Below are 6,000 nucleotides of genomic sequence, written 5' to 3' on the forward strand. Positions count from 1 at the left end.
TTGACGCCGAGGCGCCTCTGTGATAGCTTTAACTGAAATGCACACGCACAATTGCAGTCTGGAATGGAAGCGCCTGGCCGATCTGCCCGACGCTGAGGGATTTGCCGGTTCGTATGCCGGCGTCAGCAACGGAGCTCTCATCGTCGGGGGCGGCGCCAACTTTCCCGAAAAGCCGCTCTGGGAGGGCGGGCTGAAGCGATGGACGGACCGCCTCTTCGTGATGCTGCCGAAGAGTTCGGGCTGGCGCGATGCCTCTCCCCTGCCCAAGCGCATGGGCTACGGTGCCTCGGTGAATCTGCCGCAGGGCATGATGATCATCGGCGGCTGCAATCAGGACGGCGTCTTTGCCGACTGCCTGCTGCTCAGCTACGAGAAGGACGATGTGAGCTGCCGCCCGCTCGCTCCCCTGCCCGTGCCGCTGACGGGGCATGCCGCAGCGGTGATGGGCGGCAAGGTCTACGTGTTCGGCGGCAGTCTTCAGCCCGGGGAGCAGGACGCCCGCAACAACCTTTACATCTACGACCCCGAGGCCGATTCGTGGAGCGAGGGCCCTGCCCTGCCGGGGCGCGGCCGCTTTCTGTTTCAGATGGCGACGCTGGGCTCGACCATCTACGTGCTCGGCGGCATCGGCCTCAAAGAGGGCGACGACGGCCGCATGCAGCGCGACATGCTCACGGAGGCGTGGAGCTACAGCGAGGCAACGGGCTGGCGGCGCCTCGCCTACCTGCCGCACTTCTGCGCTGCCGCACCGACGCCGGCTCCGGTGATTCACGGGCTCATCTGCCTGCTGGGCGGTGATGATGCAACGGTCAAGGGCTTTGCTCCGGCCGAGCATCCCGGCTTCCACAACCAGAGTCTCTTCTACAACCCAGCGACGAATGAGTGGAGCAACGGGGGCGAGGTGGCGGCGGCTCGCGCCGTGCTGCCGTGCACGATTTGGAACGGGCTGGCCGTCATCGTCAACGGCGAACAGCGCCCGGGCAAACGCTCGCCCGAGGTCTGGGGAGCCCGTCTCTGAAGGCCGCCGCCGCTTTGTTTTCGAACCCTGAACACGCACATACCCCAAGTTTACCTATGCTGTTCCGAACACTCTCCTTCTGTCTCGCTTCTCTCGGGCTTCTTGCCGCCGTCTCGCCGCAGGCCTCGGCGCAGGCGGACGCAGCGGCTCCCGCCCCCATCGGAAGTACCGAGGCCGCACCTGCGGCGCCGGAAGTTGCCGCGCCTTCCCCGGCCGACACTGCCGCTCCGGCTGAGGCGACCGCCGCATCGCCCGCCGCCTCCGCCGCCTCCGCTGCTCCGTCGCCCGCCGCCGCCCCGCTCGCCGCCTCGCGAGAGGGGCTGCCGCGCCTCGAGCAGAAGCCCTCGGCCTCCATTCCCGACCCGCTGGGACGCGCCGGCATGGCCGCAGAAAGCACGAACATCGGCGTGATGGCGGCGGGCGGCGCCAACTTCCCCGACGCGAAGCCGGGAGCCCGCACGCCTGAAGAGCGCGGAGCCAAGCGCTTCAGCGACGAGGTCTATCTCTTCTCGCGCCCGGATGCCGAAAGCGGCAACATGGAGCAGCTCTCCGTCGGCAAGATGCCGCGCGCGCTCGGCTACGCCGCCACCGCCCGCATCAGCATGGGCATGATTGTCGCGGGCGGCTGCAATGAGCAGGGGCACCTCCAGACGGTCACGAAGGTGGAATGCCTCGGCACCGACGGGCAGCGCGAGTGGCAGTTCACCGAGCTGCCCGAGCTGCCGGTGCCCGTCGCCTATGCAGCCTTTGTCGAACGGGGCGGCAAGCTTTACGTCTTCGGCGGGCAGGAGTCGCCGGATGCCGTGAGTGCGAGCCGACGCTGCTTCGTGTTCAACCCCTCGCTGCCCAAGGAGGGCTGGAAAGAGCTCGCACCGATTCCCGGCGAGGGGCGCATGCTGGCAACGGCCGGCAGCTGCGGCGGCAAGATCTACCTGACGGGCGGATGCTCGCTGCACGCGAATGCCGCCGGAGCCGCCGAGCGCAGCTACCTGTCCGAGACCCTCTGCTACGACCCCGAGGAGGATCAATGGAAGCGCGTCGCTGACGCTCCGGCCACCATCGTCGGAGCCGCCGGGCCGATGCCGACGGGGCTCGGCGAGCTCTACCTCATCGGCGGCGACCCGGGCGACTACTACCGCGCCTCTCTGGCCGGGCAGGCGCCCGAGCAGCACCCCGGGCAGAGCCGGACAATTTACGCTTACCGCCCCGAAACGGACAGCTGGTCGGTGGCGGGCGAGCTGAGCACGGGCGTGGCGACGGCACCGGCCGTCGTACTGGGCGAGGCATCTCCACTGGAGCTGCTCGTCATCTCAGGCGAGACGGCACCCGGCGTACGCACCCCCCTCATCAACCGCGTACAAGTGCACCGCGACGATATCGAGAGCGTTGAGAACGTCGTGCTGCTCACGCCTTGGCTGGCGATCGGCCTCGGTGTCATTGCCCTGCTGCTGGCTCTCCGCAAGGGACTGCGCTCCAAGCCGCTGCCGAAGTTCGACAGCTCGAAGGGCCCCGGCAAATGGGCTTGGATCGCCGTAGCCGTGCTCTGGGTGGTGGTGATGCTCAATTATTTCGACCGCCAGCTGCTCGCCGTGCTCAACACGTCCATCACGCGCGGCGAAAACGGCATTGCGATGACGCAGGCGCAGTTCGGTCAGGTCACCTCGGCCTTCCTCATCGTCTACGCGGCCCTCAGCCCGGTGGGCGGCTATCTGGCTGATCGCTTCAGCCGCAAGTTCATCATCATGTGCTCTCTGGTGGTCTGGTCAGTGGTGACGTGGCTGACCGGCAAGGCGGAGACCTACGAAGAGCTGCTGATTGCCCGTTCCGCCATGGGTATCAGTGAGGCCTTTTACATCCCGGCGGCTCTCGCGCTCATCTCCGACTACCACCGCGGCAGCACTCGGTCGATGGCAACGGGGCTGCATATGAGCGGCATTTACGCCGGCCAGATTCTCGCCGGCTACGGCGCCATGATGGCCGGAGAGCCCTGCATGCTCGGCTGGCGTCTGACCTTCGAGGCCTTCGGCTTCATCGGCGTGGCCTACGCGATCATCGTGGTCATCTTCCTGCGCGATCCGGAGGCGGCCAAAGACGGCGAAGCGGCACCCGCGGCGAGCGAGGGAGCCGAACTCAAGCCCGCTGCGTCGAACAACTTCAGCATGGCGCAGGTGCTGCGCAGCCTCTTCACGGGGCGCGCGATGGCGATGCTGCTCATCATGTACGCCTTTGCGGGCTTCGCCAACTGGTTCCTGATGAACTGGTACCCGCGCCTGCTGCAGGACATGTTCGGCCTCTCGGAGGCAGAAGCCGGCCCGCAGGCCACCTCGTGGATCAACATCGCGAAGTTCGCGGCGGTGCTGGGCGCTGCCGTCATTGCGGACCGCTGGTACCTGCGCAACCGCAACGCGCGAGCCTATGTGCCGGGCATCTGCTTCTGCATCGCGGGGCCCTGTGTCATCCTCGCCATGGCGCCGAGCCTCGGCATTGCGATTCCGCTGGGGCTGACGGTCACGCTTGCCCTCGTTTCGATGCAGGGCGTGGCTCAGGGCTCTCTCGACGCCACGCTCATGCCGGTGCTGCGCTCTCACATCGACGAGCGCTTCTCGGCCACGGGCTACGGCCTGCTCAATCTCACCTCGGTGGGCGCCGGTGCTCTGGTCTCATGGCTGGGCGGCAAGCTCATGGATGAGAACATCGCTCTGAGCGTGCCGCTGGCTACGGCGGGTGTGATGATGGTGTTCTGCGGCCTGCTTTTCTTCATGCTGCCCAAACACAAGGCCTGATTCGCATGCGGCTCAGGCGCAGCGAAAGCAAAGCCCCCGTCGCTCAGCCGAGCGGCGGGGGCTTTGGCGTGAAACTTAGGCGGTGAAACTTGGGCATGAAAAGCGGCGCGGGGCGGGCGCCGCCCGGAGGAAGCCCGGGCGGCCTGCCGACCTCCTCAGGCCTCCCGCTCCGTCAGCAGCAGCACGTCGTAGCCGAACACGGCCGTGAAGAGCTGCCCCTTGCTGCGCAGAGCGAGGTTCTCCAGCGTCAGATCGTGCACGCCCGGCACCAGCAACTCCAAGCGGCGGTTGGCGTAGCGCACCGTAAAGCCGGGGATGCGGTGGCAGTGTGCGCGGTCGAGGGCGTCGGCCACGCGCAGGATGGCCGCGAGCTTCTGGACGCGCAGGCGGTTATCGAGATCGAGCTCGGCGTAGGAGCGCTCGTCCTCGTTGGGCTCGCCTCGGCGGTGGTAGCGGGCCAGCAGACCGACGATTTCAATATCGCGGCGCGAGAGGCCGAAAATCTCGGAGTTGAGGATGATGTACTGGCTGTGCTTGTGGTGGCGCTTCGAGCTCACGTAGGTGCCGACCTCGTGCAGAATGGCCGCCACCTTGAGCAGCAGACGGTCGTGCCGCGTGAGGCGGTGGAGCGATTGAAGCTGGTCGAAGAGCGAGCAGCTCAGGCGGCGCACCTGCTGGCTGTGCCCGCGATCCACGTGATAGCGCCCCGCCAGCAACACCGAGAAGTGAATCACCTCGTCCTCCAGCCCCTGCGTATCCCTCTGCGAAGGCATGAGGCTGCGCAGGAACGCGTGCGAATACTCATCCGCCGGCAGCAGAATACTGCGGGGCGAGAACTCGCGGGCGACAGCGAGGTAGATCGCCATCGTCGGCAGCAGGGCGCGCACCGTCGCGTAATCCTCACCGAACTTCTCCATGCGCTGCGAGAGGGGCATGGCGGCCACCTCATCCGTCAGCTCCGCGAGGGTTTGCAGAGAAATACGCTCCTGCTCGACGAGCGGTGAGTGCAGGCGGTGAAAGTCCGGGCCGTAGACAACGAGGGCTTCGGGCTCGCCGCTGACGGACTCTTCGGCATCGTGGCGCATCTGCTCAACGAGGCTGCGAATCTGCTCGCGCACCAGCAAATACTCATTCTCGGGGCTGCCGGGATCCGCGGCCCCGACAGCCGCACTCGTGCGATGCGCACCGAGCCGATAGTTGGCGTAATAGGTGATGCGCCCCCGCTCGCAGAGCAGCAGGCGCGTGTTGCCCGGCCCCACGTGCAGCACCAGCAGGCGGCGGCGAACCAAATCCTCATACTTCCGGGGCATACTCTGCATGTGCAGGTAGATGAGGCGCGTCATCTCGCCGTCGTCCATCACCTCGAGATGCAGGCCGCACGAGATTTGAAGGCGGTTGACGAAGAGGTCGAGGCCCTCGACGTCGAGCAACACGTTGGTGGCCAAGAGGCGCACCGTCACCTCACCCGCGCGCCGATACTCATCGAGCAGCTCATTGTAGCCGCGCACCACCTGCACGCAGCGATCGGCCGTATCTCGCGAAATGCTGCCCGACAGGAAAAAATCATACACCAGCTCCAGAGGCTGCGTGAGCACGTCGAGCACGCGCAAGCCCTCGGGCCTGTCCTCGGCCACCATCATCGAAATCGAACTCGCGCCGATGAAAATCACGGCTTGCACGGCGGGCTTCGGGGCAGGCTTCGCCGTGCGCGAATGCCGTGCGGCCGAAGCCTTCGCTTGAGTCTCCTCCTGCGGCGTCTCCTGCATCGCTTGGGTCTTTTTCGTGCTCATCTCTCAGCTCTCGTCTTGAAAAGGTGTGTGCGGGGGAAAGGGGAAGGAAGAACGGCGGCGGAAGGCACGGCCGTCCTCCGTCCGCAGCCCGTCTGCCATTATACGACAGGCGACACGGCGATTCAAGCGGCAATTCCGTCAGACCCGCCGACCGCACACGGACAAAAATCCGCACCATAAATCGAGCGAGAAAGGGACATGCGCAGTTGACTGGACAAAAATCCGCACCATAATCCGTTCATGGCTTTGAGGATTAGCAGGCAAGAACTAGTGCAGCTCATGCGTGAAACGCGGTTCCGCTACAGAAACGAAGTTGGACGGAAAAATAGGAGTAAGATTATAAACCGCATAGTATCAATCAGTGGGATGAGCAGGAAATGGGTCATCCGACTCCTAAGCGGTGCCGAAG

Annotated in this window: 3 protein-coding genes; 2 read left to right on the top strand and 1 reads right to left on the bottom strand. The window is 65.6% G+C overall.

The window, feature by feature from the left end:
* Window positions 1-37: 37 nt before the first annotated feature.
* On the top strand, window positions 38-1,018 hold the full coding sequence (locus tag AC6UAL_RS06005; RefSeq protein WP_500682463.1) for a Kelch repeat-containing protein: 981 nt from the start codon (window positions 38-40) through the stop codon (window positions 1,016-1,018).
* Between the two features lie 56 nt (window positions 1,019-1,074).
* Window positions 1,075-3,801, top strand: coding sequence for an MFS transporter (locus tag AC6UAL_RS06010; protein WP_500682464.1), 2,727 nt, complete (start codon window positions 1,075-1,077; stop codon window positions 3,799-3,801).
* A gap of 155 nt (window positions 3,802-3,956) precedes the next feature.
* On the opposite strand, the gene AC6UAL_RS06015 is transcribed toward AC6UAL_RS06010, so the two are convergent.
* Window positions 3,957-5,591 carry a Ppx/GppA phosphatase family protein gene (locus tag AC6UAL_RS06015; RefSeq protein WP_500682465.1) on the bottom strand — a complete coding sequence of 545 codons (1,635 nt, stop codon included), beginning with the start codon at window positions 5,589-5,591 and terminating at the stop codon, window positions 3,957-3,959.
* Window positions 5,592-6,000 lie beyond the last annotated feature (409 nt).

The sequence above is a fragment of the Candidatus Parakkermansia intestinigallinarum genome (genome assembly GCF_944389695.1).
In the GTDB taxonomy this organism is placed as follows: domain Bacteria; phylum Verrucomicrobiota; class Verrucomicrobiia; order Verrucomicrobiales; family Akkermansiaceae; genus Akkermansia; species Akkermansia intestinigallinarum.